The 2,728-nt window shown below is 53.7% G+C and carries 1 rRNA gene; it reads left to right on the forward strand.

The window, feature by feature from the left end:
* Positions 1-114: 114 nt before the first annotated feature.
* Positions 115-2,728 (forward strand): 23S ribosomal RNA (locus O6Y00_RS21925); the annotation flags it as partial.

Genomic DNA, 2,728 nt, shown 5'->3' on the forward strand with positions numbered 1-2,728 from the left:
AATAATCTGGCTGAGATTATAATCATCCGCACCTGACAAAGGCCAACGCGCACTGCTCTGCCGAGTTGGTGATCCGAAAGGACACCCAGTGATGTCGTTGGTGGTGTGGACTCTCAAGCGTGAGGTAAGGGCAATTCGTGGATGCCTTGGCACATACAGGCGATGAAGGACGTGGCACGCTGCGATAAGCGTCGGTGAGCTGTGAGCAAGCTTTGACCCGACGATTTCCGAATGGGGAAACCCACCTATCCCGATTAATCCAAGCCGTGCGGTAGCGCAGGGTGTTGGGTTAATTAGGTTAGGTATCACTTAGCTGAATACATAGGCTTCGTGAAGCGAACCCGGCGAACTGAAACATCTCAGTAGCTGGAGGAAAAGACATCAACCGAGATTCCGTTAGTAGTGGCGAGCGAACGCGGACCAGGCCAGTGCCTGAATTTCAACTAGCAGAACGATCTGGAAAGTTCGGCCATAGCGGGTGACAGCCCCGTATGCGAAAGTGAGAATTCAGGACTCGAGTAGGGCGGAACACGTGAAATTCTGTCTGAACATGGGGGGACCACCCTCCAAGCCTAAATACTCGTATGTGACCGATAGCGAACTAGTACCGTGAGGGAAAGGTGAAAAGCACCCCGATGAGGGGAGTGAAACAGTACCTGAAACGGATTGCCTACAAGCAGTTGGAGGGCTTTTATGGCCTGACAGCGTACCTCTTGCATAATGGGTCTGTGACTTAATGTATCAAGCAAGCTTAAGCCGATAGGTGTAGGCGCAGCGAAAGCGAGTCTGAATAGGGCGCCAGAGTTTGATGTATTAGACCCGAAACCCGGCGATCTAGGCATGACCAGGATGAAGGTGCAGTAACATGCACTGGAGGTCCGAACCGATTAACGTTGAAAAGTTACCGGATGAGTTGTGTTTAGGGGTGAAAGGCCAATCAAGCCGGGAAATAGCTGGTTCTCCGCGAAAACTATTGAGGTAGTGCCTCGCACGAACACCTTAGGGGGTAGAGCACTGGATGGGCTAGGGGGTCGCGAGATCTACCAAACCTAACCAAACTCCGAATACCTAAGAGTGATATGCGGGAGACAGACGGCGGGTGCTAAGGTCCGTCGTCAAAAGGGAAACAGCCCTGACCTACAGCTAAGGCCCCCAAATCGTATCTAAGTGGGAAAGCATGTGGGACTTCCAAAACAACCAGGAGGTTGGCTTAGAAGCAGCCATCCTTTAAAGAAAGCGTAACAGCTCACTGGTCTAAACAAGAGGTCCTGCGGCGAAGATGTAACGGGGCTCAAGATACGTGCCGAAGCTTAGGGTGTGCCACTGATGTGGTACGCGGTAGCGGAGCGTTCCGTAAGCCTGTGAAGCGATCTGGTAATGGGTCGTGGAGGTATCGGAAGTGCGAATGCAGACATGAGTAGCGATAAAGAGGGTGAGATGCCCTCTCGCCGAAAGACCAAGGGTTCCTGCGCAAGGCTAATCCGCGCAGGGTGAGCCGGCCCCTAAGACGAGCCCGAAGGGGGTAGTCGATGGGAACCACGTTAATATTCGTGGGCCTGGTGGTGTGTGACGGATCATGTGTGTTGTCATCCCTTATCGGATTGGGATGGCTTCGAAATGGTTCCAGGAAATAGCCCCACCGTATAGACCGTACCCGAAACCGACACAGGTGGTCAGGTAGAGTATACCAAGGCGCTTGAGAGAAGTGTCCTGAAGGAACTCGGCAAATTGCCTCCGTACCTTCGGAAGAAGGAGGCCCTCACTATGCGCAAGCACTTTGAGGGGGCACAGGCCAGGGGGTAGCGACTGTTTAGCAAAAACACAGGGCTCTGCTAAGTCGGCTTCAAGACGACGTATAGGGCCTGACGCCTGCCCGGTGCCTGAAGGTTAAGTGGAGGGGTGCAAGCTCTGAAATGAAGCCCAGGTAAACGGCGGCCGTAACTATAACGGTCCTAAGGTAGCGAAATTCCTTGTCGGGTAAGTTCCGACCTGCACGAATGGCGTAACGACTTCCCCACTGTCTCCAGGACATGCTCAGCGAAATTGAATTCTCCGTGAAGATGCGGAGTACCCGCGGTTAGACGGAAAGACCCCGTGCACCTTTACTGCAGCTTCAGAGTGGCATTAGGAAGAAACTGTGTAGCATAGGTGGGAGGCTTTGAAGCATCGGCGCCAGCTGATGTGGAGCCATAGGTGAAATACCACCCTGTTTGTTTCTGATGTCTAACCTCGTTCCGTAAGCCGGAACAGGGACCCTCTGTGGCGGGTAGTTTGACTGGGGCGGTCGCCTCCTAAAGAGTAACGGAGGCGCGCAATGGTGGGCTCAGGACGGTCGGAAACCGTCTGTTAGAGTGCAATGGCATAAGCCCGCCTGACTGCGAGACTGACAAGTCGAGCAGAGACGAAAGTCGGTCATAGTGATCCGGTGGTCCCTCGTGGAAGGGCCATCGCTCAACGGATAAAAGGTACGCCGGGGATAACAGGCTGATAACCCCCAAGAGCTCATATCGACGGGGTTGTTTGGCACCTCGATGTCGGCTCATCACATCCTGGGGCTGGAGCAGGTCCCAAGGGTTTGGCTGTTCGCCAATTAAAGTGGTACGTGAGCTGGGTTCAGAACGTCGCGAGACAGTTTGGTCCCTATCTGCCGTGGGCGTCGAAATTTGAGAGGAGTTGACCCTAGTACGAGAGGACCGGGTTGAACATACCTCTGGTGTACCAGTCGTTC

The sequence above is a fragment of the Sphingomonas faeni genome (genome assembly GCF_040407565.1).
Taxonomy (GTDB): Bacteria; Pseudomonadota; Alphaproteobacteria; order Sphingomonadales; family Sphingomonadaceae; genus Sphingomonas; species Sphingomonas faeni_F.